This window comes from Brucella sp. TWI559 (assembly GCF_039674265.1).
In the GTDB taxonomy this organism is placed as follows: domain Bacteria; phylum Pseudomonadota; class Alphaproteobacteria; order Rhizobiales; family Rhizobiaceae; genus Brucella; species Brucella chromiisoli.
The window spans coordinates 114184-131524 of the sequence record NZ_JBDJNE010000004.1 but is presented as its reverse complement, the minus strand read 5'-3'; the positions used below and the strand labels follow the sequence as shown (position 1 = coordinate 131524).

Below are 17341 nucleotides of genomic sequence, written 5' to 3'. Positions count from 1 at the left end.
CGATGACAAGTACGAATATCAGTTGACAGCCTCATCGCAATTTTGACGAAAGGTAGTTATAGAGCTGAAATTGGTTGATTGAGTCCCCGAAATGCGGGTTGAAAAGCCTTCATTAACCACAATTTTGTAGGGGTAGATTTGGAAGGCTTCGGGCTCAAAATCATTCCATAAAGTTTGGATAGCGATTACGGATGCAATGTCTGAACCAAAATTTTGATGATCAAAAAAAGTCGGCCATACGAATTGCTTTCATGGCTTTCTCGATCATTTGTGCGGTCTTTTTTCAAATGGCCACAGCGAAAGCGGCGCCGGATGCACCGCTGATGGCGCTGACCTATCGCATGGCGGGCGATGATTTGCGCATGCGGATTGTGATTAATTTTGATCGCCAGCCGAAATTTTCCACATTGTTGCTCGCCAATCCGCATCGTTTGGTTTTTGATTTGCCGGAAACACGTTTCGGTTTTGATGACAAAAGCCTTGAGGCGAGGGGAATTGTTTCACGCGTGCGTTATGGTCTGGTCAGTGAAAACCGGTCCCGGCTCATTCTGACATTGCGCGGTCCTTTCAACGTCGAAAATGTTCAGGTTCTCCCGAATGAGACGACGCCCGGCTATCGTCTGATTGCTGATATTGTTGCATCGTCGGATCGTGAATTCGCGGAAAAACTTGCGGCCCAGTATGACGTCACCGGTTCCACGGAACGTAAGCACGCCGCCAGTGCCACGGCACTTCCCCTCAGAAGTGATAGCAAGCGCCCGTTTGTTGTGATGATTGATCCCGGTCACGGGGGTATCGACAGCGGCGCTGAAAGCCTCAGTGGTATCAAGGAAAAAGATCTGACACTCGCTTTTGCGAAAGAATTACGGGACCGACTGGCCAAAGAGAAGAACATCAAAGCTTTGATGACGCGAGATGACGACAGGTTTCTGCGTCTTTCTGAGCGTGTGCGTCTGGCGCGCCAGCATGATGCGGATCTTTTCATTTCGATCCATGCGGATACGATCAATCAGGGCGATATTCGCGGCGCAACGGTCTATACGATCTCCGATAAGGCGTCGGATTTCGTTGCGCGTGCCATGGCCGAGCGAGAAAACAAATCCGATAGCATCGGAGGTGCTACTCCTGAAGCACAGCCTGAAGTGGCCGATATCTTGCTTGATTTGACGCGGCGCGAAACGCATACATTTTCGCTCAGTTTTGCCGAGAAAGTCATTGGTGCGCTGCAAGGCGAGGTCAACCTTATCAACAATCCGCATCGTTTTGCAGGCTTTCAGGTTCTGCGGGCGCCGGATGTGCCGTCTGTTCTGATTGAAATTGGCTATTTGTCGAATGCGGAAGACGAAAAACTGATCAGCAATCCTGAATGGCGTCGGAAGCTTGCGGACCGCATTGCGGTGGCTATCAGAGCATTTGAAATTCAAAAACGTCCTGATATTTTGTCAAAAGGCTGAAATAGTGTAGTTTTCAGTAGGATTTAATATCTGGCGTTGCTTATAAGATGCATGGTTGCAACAGCTTTACGTATTTTTGTCACCCTTTTCGTATTGTGGGGGTTTAATTGGTAAAAACTTGGAAACGATCTTGCCTTTGACGCATTTGGTGGTCACTAACCCATCTGTTGGTTGAAGCGTTTTTGATCGGCGGGCAGCATTAAAGATGCTCCCTTGTTTTTACTGATAATCTGAAGGCGGGATTCCGGATAAATGGTAAGGCTTATCGGATATTTCTTTGGAATTGGAACGGTTCTGGCTCTGATTGTTGCCGGAGGCGTTGCAGTTTATATTGGAAGTCTCACCAAGGATTTGCCTGATTACGAGGTGCTCGCAAAATACGAGCCGCCAGTAATGACACGCGTCCATGCATCGGACGGTAGCCTTATGGCCGAATATGCGCGCGAGCGCCGCATGTATTTGCCTATTCAGGCTATTCCGAACCGCGTCAAGGCTGCTTTTATCTCAGCTGAAGACAAGACCTTCTATGAGCATCATGGTCTCGATTTTGGTGGTCTTACCCGTGCGGTTCTCACCAACTTGAAGAATATAGGTTCTGGTCGCCGCCCGGTCGGTGCTTCGACCATTACGCAGCAGGTCGCAAAGAACTTCCTTCTTTCGTCAAATCAGACCTATGACCGCAAGATCAAGGAAGCCATTCTTGCGATGCGCATTGAGCAGGCCTATTCCAAGGACCGCATTCTTGAGCTTTACCTTAATGAAATTTTCTTCGGTCTTGGCTCCTATGGTATCGCCAGTGCAGCTCTGACCTATTTCGATAAGTCCGTTGGCGAGTTGAGCATTGCCGATGCCGCTTATCTGGCAGCCCTTCCTAAAGGTCCGAACAATTACCATCCGTTCCGTTACCCTGAACGCGCGATTGAACGCCGCAACTGGGTGATCGACCGTATGGCTGAAAACGGCTACATCACCACCCAGGAAGCTGAGGAAGCCAAAAAAGAACCGCTTGGCGTGAAGACCCGCACAGCAACCCATTACCTGTTTGCGTCTGAATATTTCAGTGAAGAGGTGCGCCGCCAGATCATTCAGAAATATGGCGTTGATGCACTTTATGAAGGCGGACTGTCTGTCCGGACGACGCTCAATCCTACCTTACAGGTCGAAGCCCGGAAGTCGCTTCAGTCAGCATTGCTTCGCTATGATGAAGCGCGTGGATGGCGCGGTCCCGTGAAACATGTCGAAATCGGCAGTGATTGGGCCACAGCCTTCGGTGATATGCAGTCCTATGAAGATGTGCCCGAATGGCAGCTTGCTGTTGTGCTCAATGTTTCTGCGGCCGGTGCCGATATTGGTCTTCAGCCTGCCGTTGAAGGTTCAGGCTCGCGCAGCAAGGAACGCAAACGCGCATTTATTTCAGCCGATGACATGAAATGGGCAATGCGTGTTACCAACATTGATGGCAAGCGCGGAAGTGCAAAATCGCCAGAAGGCGTGTTGAAAGCTGGCGACATTATTTATGTGTCGAAAGTCGGTGAGGGCGATTCCCGTTTCCGTTTGCAGCAGCCTCCGAAGCTGCAAGGGGCATTGGTTGCAATGGACCCGCATACGGGCCGTGTTCTGGCGATGGTGGGCGGATTTTCCTACGGTCAGTCTGAATTCAACCGTGCCACGCAGGCCTATCGCCAGCCTGGTTCGTCCTTTAAGCCATTCGTTTATGCAGCAGCCCTTGATAATGGCTACACACCGGCCTCCGTTGTTCTCGACGGTCCGCTGGAGGTCAATCAGGGTGGCTCACTTGGCGTATGGGCTCCCAAAAACTATTCCGGCAAGTTCTCCGGTCCCTCGACGCTTCGTTATGGTATCGAACAGTCGCGTAACGTCATGACCGTGCGCCTTGCACAGGACATGGGCATGAAGACGGTAGCCGAATATGCGGAGCGCTTCGGTATTTACGACAAGATGCTGCCCGTCCTTTCTATGGCGCTTGGTGCCGGTGAAACGACAGTTCTGCGCATGGTTACAGCTTATTCTGTCATCGCCAATGGCGGAAAAAGCATCACGCCGTCAATGATCGACCGCATTCAGGATCGCTACGGCAAGACGGTGTTCAAACATGATGCGCGCAAGTGCGAAGGTTGTAATGCTCAACAATGGTCTAATCAGGACGAGCCGACATTGATCGATGATCGCGATCAGGTGCTTGATCCGATGACCGCCTATCAGATTACATCGATGATGGAAGGTGTTGTGCAGCGCGGTACGGCCCAGATTCTTAAGAGCCTTGACCGTCCGCTCGCCGGTAAGACTGGCACGACCAATGACGAAAAAGATGCATGGTTTGTTGGCTTTACGCCTGATCTCGTTGTCGGTGTATTCATGGGATACGACACACCAACGCCGCTTGGCCGGGGTGGTACCGGTGGTGGTTTGGCTGCTCCTGTGTTCAAGGATTTCATGACGCAGGCTCTGGCTGGCACGCCGAAAGTGGATTTCCGTGTACCGGAAGGCATGACGCTGATTGCTATCAATCGGAAGACTGGTATGCGTACAAATCAGGGCGATCCGAATCTGATCATGGAAGCATTCAAGCCGGGTACCGGTCCTTCTGATACCTATTCCGTGATCGGCATGGACCAGTATCGTGAAGGCTCGCCAGTTCAGCCGCAGTCACCGCAGGCAACCCGCGCCATCAATTCTGGATCGGGCGGACTTTACTGACCTCTGCCTCTTTACACTGTGCCGCGTGCTAATTATGGTCCGCGGCGCCTGAACAGCTTTGCATGTTCAGTTCAGGGTGTGAGACTGGCTCTTTAAGAGTTTTGTTTTCTCCACAAATTGCAGAATAATTGAAGGAACGATTTGCCCATGCGCGCGGAAATCGAGACGCTGGTTGACGAAATCCAGCAGGCGATAAGCCTGCTGAGGAGGCATCTTTGACTGGGATCAGGCAATCAAACGTCTGGGCTATCTGAATCAGAGAGCTGAAGATCCAACGCTTTGGAATGATGCACAGGAAGCCCAGAAGTTGATGCGTGAGCGCCAGCAGCTGGAAGATAGCATCAATGGCATTAATGGTCTCAGGCAGACCCTGAACGACAGCATTGAACTCATCGCCATGGGCGAAGAAGAAGATGACAAGTCGATCATCGCGGATGCCGAAAATACGATTCGTGAACTGAAACAGGAGGTCGATCGCCGCCAGATCGATATGCTGCTTTCGGGCGAAGCCGATGCAAATGATACCTATCTTGAAGTGCATGCCGGTGCAGGCGGTACGGAAAGTCAGGATTGGGCGTCGATGCTTTTGCGCATGTATACCCGCTGGGCTGAACGCAGCGGACGCAAAGTCGAGGTAATGGAAGTTCATTACGGCGAAGAAGCTGGCATTAAGTCTGCGACGATTCTTATCAAGGGCCATAATTCCTATGGCATGGCGAAGACGGAATCGGGTGTTCATCGTCTGGTTCGCATTTCGCCTTACGATTCGAATGCGCGTCGCCATACGTCATTTGCGAGTATCTGGGTCTATCCGGTCATCGATGACAATATCGATGTTCAAGTGACGGAAGCCGATGTTCGCATTGATACGTATCGCGCGTCGGGTGCGGGCGGTCAGCACGTCAACACAACAGATTCGGCTGTGCGTATTACGCATATTGCGTCGGGTATCGTTGTGCAGTGTCAGGCCGAGCGTTCACAGCATAAGAACCGTGAAAAAGCCTGGTCGATGCTGCGCGCGCGTCTTTACGAGGAAGAGCTGAAGAAGCGTGAAGAAGCCGCAGATGCTGCCAATTCCAGCAAAACGGATATTGGTTGGGGCCATCAGATTCGGTCTTATGTGTTGCAGCCCTATCAGCTCGTCAAGGATCTGCGCACCGGCGTTGAAAGCACCAATCCACAGGAAGTGCTGGATGGTGCCGTCACACCATTTATGGAAGCAGCCCTTGCGCATCGCATCAATGGCGGTGCTGAACTCATCGAGGACATTGATTGAGTTTGGTCGGATAAAATTTAAAAAACCGGCCTTGTGCCGGTTTTTTTGTGTCTTTCAGGAATTCTTGGACCCAGCGCGTGGCTTATATGCGCGGGGCCCCGTGATAATAGGATCAATCGTTTTAATCATAAGCGCGTCTTCAGGTGTGAAAAGTTCGGGCCGGGTGGAGACGCCAGGAGGTGCCTCTGAAGGCATTTCGGGCAATGGCTGCATCGTGGTCGGCCTCTTCAAGATCGCTGCAACCTTGCTATTTGGTTTATCAAGGCCTTGTTCATTGTCAGGAGCCTTTTCAAATCCGCTATAGATGCTTGCTCCAATGCCCGCACACACAACCATAACGCCAAGCAATGCTATATGCGCTCTTTTTATGGAAACAGACGGCGCGATAGGATCACTGTGACCTTTTTCGCGCTTTGCTTTCTCTGTCTTGTTCCATTTTTGCGCCATGCCTGCTGTCTTCGCATCCTCAATTGTTGATTCGACTTCACGCTATCATGGTAAACGAACCTTATGCGAGGCTTTCACACTCAAAGCGCTTGCGCTGCTTCAAGCACAGCCTGAGCATGGCCATCGACTTTTACTTTTTCCCATATTTTGGCGATACGGCCATCGGCATCAATCAAAAACGTCGTCCGTTCAACGCCCATATACTTCCGGCCATACATGCTTTTCTCAAGCCATACGCCGTATGCTTCAAGCGCAGTCTTGCCTTCATCTGCTGCCAGATCGACACGCAGCGCATGCTTTTTGCGAAATTTCGCATGCTTTTCCGCACTGTCTGGCGAGACGCCAATGATACGGGCGCCAATTTTCTCGAACTCCGGCTTTAGCTGTGAGAAGGCGATGGCTTCTTTCGTGCAGCCCGAAGTGTCATCCTTTGGATAGAAATAAAGAACGACCGGTTTGCCCTTCAGCGATGAAAGAGTGATCGTATCGCTGTTGTCTGAAGGCAATGTGAAATCGGGTGCCTGATCTCCAACTTGGGGACGAGCCATATCTGCGCCTTTCTTTTATGGATAAACGGGGAAACTGCCTGTTACATTTACATTTAAAGCTATCGCATTCAGGGTGAGCTTGTGCAACTGTCCAGACCTGTCGAACCATGCCACGCAACATCTGACACGAGGGTGTTAAGCAAAGCGATCAACGGTTTGGCTAATATGCATAAATGGAATAAAAACAGATAGATATGGAGTTTTTATAATCCGCATTGCAGGGGTGAGCATTTGCAGAAATTACGGGTTCGGCTCAAATATTGACAGATAAACCGCGCAAAATTCGCTTTACGAAGCGGGAGATGAAGAGAATCGAACGCCTCGCCATTGAAGGCGATGAGGGCGGCGTGCTCCCGTCATGGCGTCCCCGACGTTCGTTTTTGCGGTGGTGTTCGCACGCCGTTTTATCGTTGTGCATCCTTATGGTTCTGGTTGGTGGCGTGGGGTTTGTGATCCTGCGTGGTGGCGTGAACAGCGACCTTCTGCGCGACGAGGCGCAAAAGGGCCTTAGTCTTCTGCTCGGAAAAGATGCATCTGCAACGATCGGCAGTGCCGGATTATCGCTTGATCAGAACAGTCTCGTTGCAATGGAGGCGAATAACGTCTCGATCAATGATCCGCGACAGGGCATTGAAATCAAAAATATCAAATCGGTGCGACTGGGCTTGGCACCATTGCCGCTGCTGACGGGCAAGATTCGTGTTGCCGAACTTGAGATCGATGGCGCAGCCTTCGATTTACCAGAGCAAGAGGGGGCAGGATTCTGGAAATCGCTCCCCTATGACAAGCGGGGTTATATTGATTTCGACGCCGTTTCGGGCGAGCTTTTTTCCACTATGCGCCGCAATCTTGAATTGCTGCAGAACCAGAACACTCGGGCTATCGGGCTGCTCAACACCACAATCCGTTTTAAAACCGGTGATCAGCAGCAAAGCATTGACGTGAAAAAGCTTCGGCTTGTCGAGGATTCGGGAAAAATCTCGGTGAGCGGCAGTGTCGTATGGCATAATCAGATAATTTCGGTTGATGGCAGCATAGATCGCAAAGGCCATGAGAATGATCTGGATGGCTTTCAGATCAAGATCAGCAATTTGCCGGTTGATCTGGGTTCACCGGAGGAAGTTGCAGCCATTATCGATGGCAACAGAGCCAATCCTGCGCATTTCGATTTAAAAGCCACGGCGAGCCTTGCTTTGTCTGGCAAGGTTGCCAATGGGGATGTGCCTGAGCACGTGACCGCGCAACTCATCGCTGATGACATCAATATAGAGGTTGGTCGCGTTTCGGATGTGCGCGGAAATGCGGTGCTGCTGATAGAGCATTCTGTTGGCAGCGGAAAAATTGAAATCAAGCCGTCGCGCTTGCAGTTGGGTGGTTTAACTGCGGCCTTTAATGGTGCTTTCGGACCGGAACCGGACGAAACAAATAAAAGCGGCGGTCCTGATTATCGATTTGAAGTGGTGACCAGTTCCGCCACCAGCATGCCAGCAGAATCAAATGATCCGCAATTGGCTTTCGGCGTGAGGATCGCCGGCCATTTTCTGGCTAATCAACAGCGTCTTCAATTCTCTAATCTCGATATTAAGACGAATAATGGCGAACTTTATGGACAGGGCAGCATGGGGTTTGGCGATGGTTCGCCAGAAATGATCTTCATGCTGCGCATTCCTGAAATGCCGGTTGCGGACGCAAAACATCTCTGGCCGATCGATGTTGCCGATGGTGCACGTGAATGGGTTCTCAAAAACCTCTTTGGCGGCACGTTGAAAGACAGCCGCATTGATATTTCGCTTGCAGGGGGGCGCTTTAATGGCCCCGGTTTGCCGCCGCCATTGACAGGCGAAGAGATCAAGGCCGATTTCAATGTGGCCGATACGCGCTTTGATGTGATCGGAGAACTGCCGCCGGTGCGCGATGTTGCAGGAAGCATTTCAGTGCGTGGCGCGCATACAACAATCAAGCTGGCAAAGGGCGTTGCCTATACTCCGGATAATCGCAAAGCGATGGTTTCAGACGGAATGCTGATTATTCCGTGGGGGCCGCAACGGCCAGTAATCGCTACACTTGATTTGCTCGTTTCGGGCGAAGCTGCGGCGATTGCCGAGATTGCCGGTAAAAAGCCCATTGATGTTCTCAAAAACGTTCCTTTTAAGCCGGAAGATGCGACAGGTGATGTGAAAGCCCATGTTAAGGTCGGCTTTGCTGTTTCCAAAGGAGCGCCACCCGGCACGCTGACATGGGATGCTGATATTGGATTTACGAATCTTGCCATTTCCAAGCCGGTCGGAGGCTCTACCGTTACCAATGCAAATGGCAGCATCAAGGTCAATCAATCCGTTGCTCTTATCTCAGCCGATGCCAAGCTTGACGGGGTACCTGCAAAAATATCGATGACCGAGCCTGTGGACCGCTCTGGCCCTGCTAAACGCGAACAGAATATCAGGCTTGAGCTTGACGATAATGCGCGTGGCAAGGTGTTGCCCGGATTGAAAGACCTGTTTACTGGACCGATTTCCGTTGATCTTGGCATGGAAGAAAATGGCAAGCGGCATGTTGCAGCCGATCTGAACAAGACGCAGATCAATTTGCCGTGGCTTGGCTGGCGCAAGGGGAGCGGGGTTCCGGCCAAGGCGACTTTCGATTTGGTTAGAAGCGGTGACGCAGATAGCAAGATCGATATTCGCAATCTGGTTTTGACCGGCGATGCCTTCGGCGCGAAGGGCAATCTGTCAATTGTCGGCGGTGATTTGCAGTCTGCTGACTTCGACGACATACGTCTCACGCGTTCAGATCGCATGAGCGTGAAAGCGACGAAAGGAACGGGCGGCTATCGTGTAACGGTGCGCGGATCGCAGTTTGATGCCCGGTCGATCATCAAGCAAGTGTCGGACCTTCAGAAAAAGACTGAAGCCTCGGGTGGCAAAAGCCCCCGCGTGATTGTGAGTGCGCAGATTGATGAGGTCACTGGCTTCAACGATGAGAAGCTGCGCAATGTCGCCGTTTCTTACGAGAATGCAGGAAGTAAGATTTCCGGCGTTTCGGTCAATGCGATCACCTCTTCTGGCGAAACCTTTGTCGCAACGAATAATGATCAGGGTGACGCACGATCAGTATCGTTACAATCAAATGATGCCGGTGCGGTTTTGCGGTTCTTTGATTTTTATGACAAAATGCGCGGTGGCAAGATCACTGTCGGCCTCGCGGGACAGGGCAATGGACCTCTAAGCGGTCAGATTGACGCTCGTAATTTTGCAATCATCAATGAGCCCCGATTGGCAAAGATTGTTACGAGCTCTCCAAATACGGGCGGCGCCAGTCTTAGCCAGGCTGCTAAACGTGATATTGACGTGTCGCGGGTTGATATTGAGCGCGGTTTTTCTCTGATTGAAAAGGGCGAAGGCTATATGAAGCTTTCGAAAGGCGTCGTCCGTGGTCCGTCAGTCGGAACGACTTTTCAGGGAACGCTGTATGATCCGCGCGGCAATATGTCGATCACCGGCACATTCATGCCTGCTTATGGCGTAAACCGCATTTTTGGTGAAGTGCCGATTTTCGGAGCGCTTTTGGGCAATGGACGGGATCGTGGTCTTTTGGGTATTACTTTTAAGCTTGAAGGCAGTGCCAAGCAGCCGCAGGTGATCGTTAATCCGATCTCAATCATCGCGCCGGGTATTTTCCGTTCCATTTTTGAGTTCTGATCACAACAAGAAAAGCCGGGCAAAACCCGGCTTTTCTTCATCTTTAGTTTGGATTACGCAGGGCGAATAAGCACATGGCGCTTCTTGCCGAGTGACACCTTGATGACGCCTTGCTCATTGAGCGCTGTTGCATTGATGCTCAAACGTGGATCAGTGACCGTTTCATCATTGATGCGCACAGCACCACCTTCGATGTGACGGCGGGCTTCACCATTGGTGGTGCAAAGTTCTGCAAGCACCATCAAAGCCAGCACGCCGATACCGTCATTGAGTGTCGCCTTATGAACGCCGACGGTTGGAAGATTCTGCGACAGTTCGCCATCTTCAAAAGTCTTGCGGGCGGTTTCTGCCGCTTCTTCCGCAGCATCGCGCCCATGCAGGATTGCGGTGATCTCGGTCGCAAGTATCTTCTTCGCTTCGTTGATTTCCGAGCCGCCAAGTGCAGCAAGCTTTGCAATTTCATCCATTGGCAATGTCGTATAGAGCTTCAAGAAGCGTTCTACGTCAGCATCTTCCGTGTTGCGCCAATACTGCCAGAAGTCGTAGGCGCTGAGCATATCGGCGTTCAGCCAGATCGCGCCACCCAACGATTTGCCCATTTTCTGGCCCGATGCCGTGGTGAGCAAAGGTGAGGTGAGGGCATAAAGCTGCGGCGTTCCCATACGGTGACCGAGATCGATCCCGTTGATAATATTGCCCCACTGATCCGAGCCACCCATTTGCAAACGGATGTCGTAGCGCTTGTTGAGCTCTACAAAATCATAGGCTTGCAGGATCATATAATTGAATTCGAGGAACGAAAGCGACTGCTCGCGATCAAGGCGCATCTTGACCGAATCAAACGACAACATGCGATTGACCGAGAAGTGGCGGCCAACATCACGCAGGAATTCAAGGTAGTTGATGTCGCGCAGCCAGTCGGCATTGTTGACCATCAGCGCATCGGTTGGGCCATCACCGAAGCTCAGGTAATTTGCGAAGACGCGTTTGATACTTGCGATATTCTCAGCAATTGTATCTTCCGTCATCAGTTTGCGCGCTTCATCCTTGAAGGATGGATCGCCCACCATGCCAGTGCCGCCGCCCATCAGAGCTACAGGGCGGTGTCCGGTCTGTTGCAGCCAGTGCAGCATCATGATCTGGATCAGACCGCCGGCGTGAAGGCTTGGCGCTGTCGGATCAAAGCCAATATAAGCCGTCACAGTTTCCTTGGCCAACAATTCGTCTAGGCCTGTTTCATCAGACATTTGATGAATGAAGCCGCGCTCGGAAAGCGTGCGAAGAAAATCGGATTTAAAACCGGACATGCCCTTTTCCTGACTGGTTAGGCGAGAATGGAAATAACAGTAATCAAGTGCTTACCGCCTTATGATATTTTGCCTTTAACATCATTCAAGCGGGAATAACAAGGAAACTCCGGTATGGGCGATTTGAAACGCGCAATAGGGTTGATGAGCGGTACTTCCATGGATGGTATCGACATTGCGCTTTTGACCACCGATGGCGAAAACTGGGTTGAGCGGGGGCCATCCAGTGCGGTGTCTTATTCGGACGGGTTTCGGGCACGTTTGAAGGCCGCGCTTGTTGATGCGCGAGGCATCACGGATCGCCATGAGCGGCCCGGTGTTCTTAAACAGCTTGAACATGACCAGACATTACTTCATGCGGTCGCAATACAGGATTTTTTATACGCACATTCGTTCAGTCCAGAAGACATTGACGTGATCGGATTTCATGGCCAAACCGTGTTGCATCGTCCGCGTGAGGCGCTGACTGTCCAGATCGGAGATGGACCGCTTCTGGCGGCAGAAACCGGCATTCCTGTTGTCTATGACATGCGTGCCGAAGATATGCAGCACGGCGGCGAAGGTGCACCGCTTATTCCTGCCTATCATGCAGCGCTTGCCACCAATCTTCCGTTTGGTCTCGAAGGCCCGGTTGTTTTCGTCAATATTGGCGGCATATCCAACCTCACCTATGTTGGCGAAGATGGTTCACTGATGGCCTATGACAGTGGACCGGGCAATATGCTGATTGACCAATGGATGGAGTTGCACGAACAGGGCAGATTTGACTCCGGCGGTATTACAGCCATGAGCGGCACCGTGGATAAGATCTTGGCTCTGAGATATCTTGATCACGCCTTTTTCAAGGGGAACCATCGCCGGTCACTGGACCGTTGCGATTTTGCTGTACCAGCGAAAGATGAGGCAAGCGTTGCAACAGGTGCGCGCACACTTAGCTATGTGAGTGCCGCCGCCATTCTGCGCTCGGCTTCGCATCTGCCTGCAAAGCCACGGACCTATGTGGTCAGTGGTGGCGGACGCAAGAATGCAGCCATTATGGCGGAGCTGACCGCACTTGCAGAGCGCGAAGGCGCATGTGTGCTGGATGCGGATAAAGCCGGTTTTGATGGGGATGCGATGGAAGCGGAAGCATGGGCCTATCTGGCCGTGCGTTCCATGCGTGGGCTGCCCCTGACATACCCAAACACAACAGGTTGCGATAAGCCTGTTTCAGGCGGTGTTCTTGCGCTTCCACCAAAAATAAAAGCCCGGTGAAAACAATCACCGGGCTTTAACAAGAGTCAGATTTTATTTGTTTAACGTAGACGCTTCTGACGAATTTCAACCAGTTCGCCAGCAAGTCGGCGTTCCAGATATTCCGAGCATTCGTCGATCAGTTCATCACCCATGCCGGAGAAGAAGTGGTTTGCACCCGGCATCGTGTTCTGCGTGATGTTGATACCCTTCTGTGTCTTGAGCTTATCAACCAATCCCTGCACATCCTTTGGCGGCGCAACCTTGTCCTGATCGCCATGAATGATCAGGCCGGACGATGGGCAAGGTGCAAGGAACGAGAAGTCATAGGTATTCGGCTGTGGTGCAACCGAAATAAAGCCTTCGATTTCCGGGCGACGCATCAGAAGCTGCATACCGATCCATGCGCCGAACGAATAACCGGCAACCCAGCAATTTTTGGAATCAGGGTGCAGAGCCTGCACCCAATCAAGCGCGCTGGCAGCATCTGACAATTCGCCCGCGCCATGATCGAACTCGCCCTGACTGCGGCCAATGCCACGGAAATTGAAGCGAAGCGTTGTAAAACCACGCTGCTGGAACATGTAGAACAGATCATAGACGATCTTGTTGTTCATTGTTCCGCCAAACTGCGGATGCGGATGCAGGATGAGAGCGATAGGCGCATTCTTTTCGCGCGAAGGCTGATAGCGGCCTTCAAGGCGTCCGGCAGGGCCGTTGAAAATGACTTCTGGCATGTGTACTCCGCTGGTGATCGGAAGATCGGCTTTAAAATGGCGAACTTGACGTGAGTGTGCGCCGCTTCTAAAACCGATTGGAAATTTCGTTAGACTGGACCAAAGTTCAGTACCTGATGTGGCTTAATAGGCTTTTCTGGATTGAAAATTCAAGAAAATTGCGCTTGAGGCCACTTTATGATGTTGCTTAGGAGATAGTATCGGTGATCGGAACCGGCAAGAGGCTCTATCTGGATTATAATGCCAGTGCGCCTTTGCTCGATGAAGCACGCAATGCGGTTATCGAAGCATTGGGCATTGTGGGCAACCCATCCTCCGTTCACCGTGAGGGGCGCATGGCGCGTGGGCTGGTCGAATCGGCACGTCGCAGTGTGGCAGCCCTCGTGCATGCCAGGCCTGACCACGTCTTTTTTACATCTGGCGCCACCGAAGCCGCATCCACACTTCTAACACCAGTCTATATGATGGGGCGTTCGCCGGTACGCCTGTCCCATCTTTATGTCAGTGCGACCGAGCATCCTTGTGTGCTGGCCGGCGGGCAATTTGCACCGGAAAACATCACGATTCTTCCTGTTGATGAATATGGTTGCCTTCGTCTTGATGCTCTGGAGCTGGCTTTGAGAGCGCACGATAAGAGCGCGGGCTTGCCACTTGTCGCTGTTCAGGCCGCGAATAATGAAACTGGCGTCATTCAGCCAATACGCGAAATTGCGGCAGCGGTAAAAGCCGCAGGCGGCATCTTTGTCGTTGATGCGGTACAGGCCGCAGGACGCATTAAGATCGATATGACAGAGGGTTGGGGCGATTATCTGATAATCTCCTCACACAAGATCGGTGGTCCCAAGGGCGTTGGTGCCGTGATCGCAATCTCTGATCTTATGATGCCGAAGGCGCTTGTTCGTGGCGGTGGTCAGGAAAAAGGTCATCGTGCGGGTACGGAAGCGCTGCCGTTGATTGCAGGCTTTGGTGCCGCCGCAGATATTGCGCATGCACGCCTGAACGGCAATGGCTGGTCGTTTGAAGCGCGGGACAGGCTTGAAGCGGGGCTTATGGAGATCGCACCAAGTGCCACGATCCACGGCAAATCCGTTGATAGGCTGCCCAACACAACATTCTTCTCGCTCGACGGGCAAAAGGCTGAAACCGTTCAAATCGCATTCGACCTTGGCGGCATAGCGCTCTCGGCAGGCTCAGCCTGTTCTTCGGGGAAGGTCGGTCCCAGCCATGTGCTGGCTGCTATGGGCCATGAAGACGGTCCGGGAGCGATCCGTGTTTCGCTTGAGCCCAATGCGCCTATCGAATCTGTTGATCAGTTTCTTGACGTTTTGGGAAAAATCGTCGCCCGTCATGAACGCTCAAAGGCCAGTTAAGTGCGTAATCGGGCCTATCTCTGTAAATTATTCTTGAATTTTACCGGCAAATTTAAAGCTGGGCTTGAAATTTAGTTTAGAGAGGTTTTAAAGAAGCGTCACGCACACTATATTGTGGCGAGGATAGTGACTATCATCGCCCTGACGTTTGCAACTGTCGGACCTTGAATTCGACGAGGATGGAGAACGCCAATGCCTGCAGTGCAGGAGACCATTGATCAGGTTCGCGGCTTGGACGTGGACCAGTATAAGTACGGATTTGAGACGGAAATCGAATCCGAAAAAGCCCCTAAAGGCCTCAACGAAGATATCATTCGCTTTATTTCGGCCAAGAAAGACGAGCCGGAATGGATGTTGGAGTGGCGTCTGAAGGCCTATGAACGCTGGCTCACTATGGAAGAGCCGGAATGGGCGCGTGTCGATTATCCAAAGATCGATTTTCAGGACGCCTATTACTATTCCGCTCCGAAGAATCAGTCGGGTCCGCTTTCACTTGATGAAGTCGATCCCGAACTGCTGCGTACATATGAAAAGCTTGGTATTCCACTGCGCGAGCAGGAAATTCTCGCTGGTGTGCGTAAGCAGGGCGAGCCGAGTGAAATTGATGGCAATCCATCGGACAATGTTTATGCATCGGGCCGTGTGGCCGTTGATGCGGTCTTCGACAGTGTTTCGGTTGTCACGACTTTCAAGGCAGAGCTTGCGAAAGCAGGCGTGATCTTCTGCTCGATTTCGGAAGCCATTCGCGAGCATCCTGAACTGGTTCAGAAGTATCTCGCTTCAGTTGTTCCTGTTTCGGATAACTATTATGCGACGCTGAATTCGGCTGTCTTCACCGATGGCTCGTTCGTCTATGTGCCAAAGGGCGTTCGTTGCCCGATGGAGCTTTCGACCTATTTCCGTATCAATGAAAAAAATACGGGCCAGTTTGAACGCACGCTGATCATCGCGGAAGAAGGCGCTTATGTGTCTTATCTCGAAGGGTGCACGGCACCACAGCGCGACGAAAACCAGCTCCACGCAGCCGTTGTTGAACTGATCGCGCTTGAAAATGCTGAGATTAAGTATTCGACTGTTCAGAACTGGTATCCGGGCGATAGCAGCGGCAAGGGCGGTATCTACAATTTTGTGACCAAGCGTGGCGATTGCCGTGGTGATAATTCCAAGATTTCGTGGACGCAGGTTGAAACAGGCTCCGCTGTAACGTGGAAATATCCGTCCTGCATTCTGCGCGGTGACAATTCGCGCGGTGAGTTCTATTCGATTGCCGTGTCCAACGGTTATCAGCAGATCGACAGCGGCACCAAGATGATTCATCTTGGCAAGAACACGTCGAGCCGCATCATTTCCAAGGGTATTTCGGCCGGAAATTCCAGCAACACCTATCGCGGACAGGTTTCAGCCCATCGTAAGGCTGAAAATGCTCGTAACTTCACCCAGTGCGACAGTCTCCTGATCGGCAACGATTGCGGAGCGCATACCGTGCCCTATATCGAGGCGAAAAACGCCACGGCACAGTTTGAGCACGAGGCAACCACCTCCAAAATTTCCGAAGACCAGCTGTTCTACGTTATGCAGCGCGGTATTCCGGAAGAGGAGGCAATCGCCCTCATCGTCAATGGTTTTGTGAAGGAAGTTATTCAGGAGCTGCCAATGGAATTCGCCGTCGAGGCGCAGAAGCTCATTGGCATTTCGCTTGAAGGCAGCGTTGGTTAATCCGACGCGCTTTAACTGCCTTTCTCCAATTTTTCTGACCAGCCTTTTCCTGGTACAAGAACAAGGTTTATACCCATGCTTGAGATCAAGAACCTTCATGCAAAGATCGCTGACACGGATACTGAAATTATCCGTGGTCTGAACCTCACGGTAAACAAGGGCGAAGTTGCCGCCATCATGGGCCCGAACGGCTCGGGCAAGTCGACATTGTCTTACATCCTTGCAGGCCGCGATGATTACGAAGTGACCGAAGGCGACATCCTTTATAACGGCGAGTCGATCCTCGAACTGGATCCTGCTGAACGCGCTGCCAAGGGTATCTTCCTTGCGTTCCAGTACCCGATGGAAATCCCAGGCGTTGCCACGATGGAATTCCTCAAGGTTGCCATGAACAGCCAGCGCAAAGCGCGCGGCGAGCCAGAACTCAAAATTCCTGAATTCATCAAGCGCGTGAAGGAAGCGGCTGGCGGCCTTAACATCGATATGGACATGCTCAAGCGTCCGCTCAATGTGGGCTTCTCGGGGGGCGAAAAGAAGCGCGCTGAAATTCTTCAGATGCAGCTTCTGGAGCCAAGCCTCTGCGTTCTCGACGAAACAGACTCCGGCCTCGACATTGATGCGCTGAAGATCGTTTCCGATGGTGTGAATGCGCTGCGTTCGCCAGACCGGGCTGTGATCGTGATCACCCACTATCAGCGTCTGCTTGATTATATCGTTCCAGACAGCGTGCATGTTCTTTACAAGGGACAGGTCATCAAGTCGGGTGACAAGACCCTTGCAAATCACCTTGAAGAAAACGGCTACGCCGACATTATTGGCGAAGTAGCCTAAGGAGGC

Annotated in this window: 11 protein-coding genes; 8 read left to right on the top strand and 3 right to left on the bottom strand. The window is 51.8% G+C overall.

The annotated features are described in order from the left end of the window. Positions 1-287 precede the first annotated feature (287 nt). The 3 genes from ABE530_RS07725 to prfB all read left to right on the top strand — a co-directional run bounded on the left by ABE530_RS07725 (position 288) and on the right by prfB (position 5448). A complete protein-coding gene (locus ABE530_RS07725) occupies positions 288-1454 on the top strand; it encodes an N-acetylmuramoyl-L-alanine amidase (RefSeq protein WP_499694157.1) in 1167 nt (388 codons plus the stop codon). A 252-nt stretch (positions 1455-1706) separates the two neighbouring features. Then, a complete protein-coding gene (locus tag ABE530_RS07720) occupies positions 1707-4172 on the top strand; it encodes a penicillin-binding protein 1A (RefSeq protein ID WP_265983751.1) in 2466 nt (821 codons plus the stop codon). Positions 4173-4319: 147 nt separating this feature from the next. Further along, positions 4320-5448, top strand: a protein-coding gene (gene prfB / locus ABE530_RS07715) for a peptide chain release factor 2 (protein ID WP_499694156.1) whose coding sequence is annotated in 2 segments (ribosomal slippage) — positions 4320-4388 and positions 4390-5448 — 1128 coding nt in all. Because the reading frame shifts where the segments join, the coding sequence is not laid out codon by codon here. Between the two features lie 527 nt (positions 5449-5975). Here prfB and bcp read toward each other — a convergent pair. Beyond that, the gene (bcp, locus tag ABE530_RS07710; protein WP_265983753.1) at positions 5976-6443 is read right to left on the bottom strand and encodes a thioredoxin-dependent thiol peroxidase; all 468 of its coding nucleotides are present in this window, start codon (positions 6441-6443) and stop codon (positions 5976-5978) included. 302 nt (positions 6444-6745) lie between these two features. Here bcp and ABE530_RS07705 point away from each other — a divergent pair, with 302 nt between their 5' ends. Next, positions 6746-10141: an RNA-binding protein gene (locus ABE530_RS07705; protein WP_499694155.1), complete on the top strand. Its 3396-nt coding sequence runs from the start codon at positions 6746-6748 to the stop codon at positions 10139-10141. Positions 10142-10194: 53 nt separating this feature from the next. On the opposite strand, the gene tyrS is transcribed toward ABE530_RS07705, so the two are convergent. Then, positions 10195-11448, bottom strand: coding sequence for a tyrosine--tRNA ligase (gene tyrS / locus ABE530_RS07700; protein WP_265983755.1), 1254 nt, complete (start codon positions 11446-11448; stop codon positions 10195-10197). A 114-nt stretch (positions 11449-11562) separates the two neighbouring features. Here tyrS and ABE530_RS07695 point away from each other — a divergent pair, with 114 nt between their 5' ends. Then, positions 11563-12702: an anhydro-N-acetylmuramic acid kinase gene (locus ABE530_RS07695; RefSeq protein ID WP_499694154.1), complete on the top strand. Its 1140-nt coding sequence runs from the start codon at positions 11563-11565 to the stop codon at positions 12700-12702. A gap of 41 nt (positions 12703-12743) precedes the next feature. Here ABE530_RS07695 and ABE530_RS07690 read toward each other — a convergent pair whose 3' ends face one another. Then, positions 12744-13418: an alpha/beta hydrolase gene (locus ABE530_RS07690; RefSeq protein WP_265983757.1), complete on the bottom strand. Its 675-nt coding sequence runs from the start codon at positions 13416-13418 to the stop codon at positions 12744-12746. A gap of 203 nt (positions 13419-13621) precedes the next feature. Between ABE530_RS07690 and ABE530_RS07685 the strand changes: the two genes are divergently transcribed. The 3 genes from ABE530_RS07685 (at position 13622) to sufC (ending at position 17335) form a co-directional block, all read left to right on the top strand. Then, positions 13622-14788, top strand: a complete 1167-nt coding sequence (locus ABE530_RS07685) for a cysteine desulfurase family protein (RefSeq protein WP_499694153.1) — start codon at positions 13622-13624, stop codon at positions 14786-14788. 192 nt (positions 14789-14980) lie between these two features. Continuing rightward, a complete protein-coding gene (gene sufB / locus ABE530_RS07680; RefSeq protein WP_265983759.1) occupies positions 14981-16504 on the top strand; it encodes a Fe-S cluster assembly protein SufB in 1524 nt (507 codons plus the stop codon). 75 nt (positions 16505-16579) lie between these two features. After that, entirely contained in the window at positions 16580-17335 is a 756-nt protein-coding gene (gene sufC, locus ABE530_RS07675) for a Fe-S cluster assembly ATPase SufC (protein WP_265983760.1), read from the top strand. The last annotated feature ends 6 nt before the right edge of the window (positions 17336-17341 follow it).

Coding starts and splice junctions, on each gene's coding strand:
- ABE530_RS07725 (WP_499694157.1), top strand. CDS start 288: ATGGCCACAGCGAAAGCGGCGCCGGATGCACCGCTGATGGCGCTGACC.
- ABE530_RS07720 (WP_265983751.1), top strand. CDS start 1,707: ATGGTAAGGCTTATCGGATATTTCTTTGGAATTGGAACGGTTCTGGCT.
- bcp (WP_265983753.1), bottom strand. CDS start 6,443: ATGGCTCGTCCCCAAGTTGGAGATCAGGCACCCGATTTCACATTGCCT.
- ABE530_RS07705 (WP_499694155.1), top strand. CDS start 6,746: ATGAAGAGAATCGAACGCCTCGCCATTGAAGGCGATGAGGGCGGCGTG.
- tyrS (WP_265983755.1), bottom strand. CDS start 11,448: ATGTCCGGTTTTAAATCCGATTTTCTTCGCACGCTTTCCGAGCGCGGC.
- ABE530_RS07695 (WP_499694154.1), top strand. CDS start 11,563: ATGGGCGATTTGAAACGCGCAATAGGGTTGATGAGCGGTACTTCCATG.
- ABE530_RS07690 (WP_265983757.1), bottom strand. CDS start 13,418: ATGCCAGAAGTCATTTTCAACGGCCCTGCCGGACGCCTTGAAGGCCGC.
- sufB (WP_265983759.1), top strand. CDS start 14,981: ATGCCTGCAGTGCAGGAGACCATTGATCAGGTTCGCGGCTTGGACGTG.
- sufC (WP_265983760.1), top strand. CDS start 16,580: ATGCTTGAGATCAAGAACCTTCATGCAAAGATCGCTGACACGGATACT.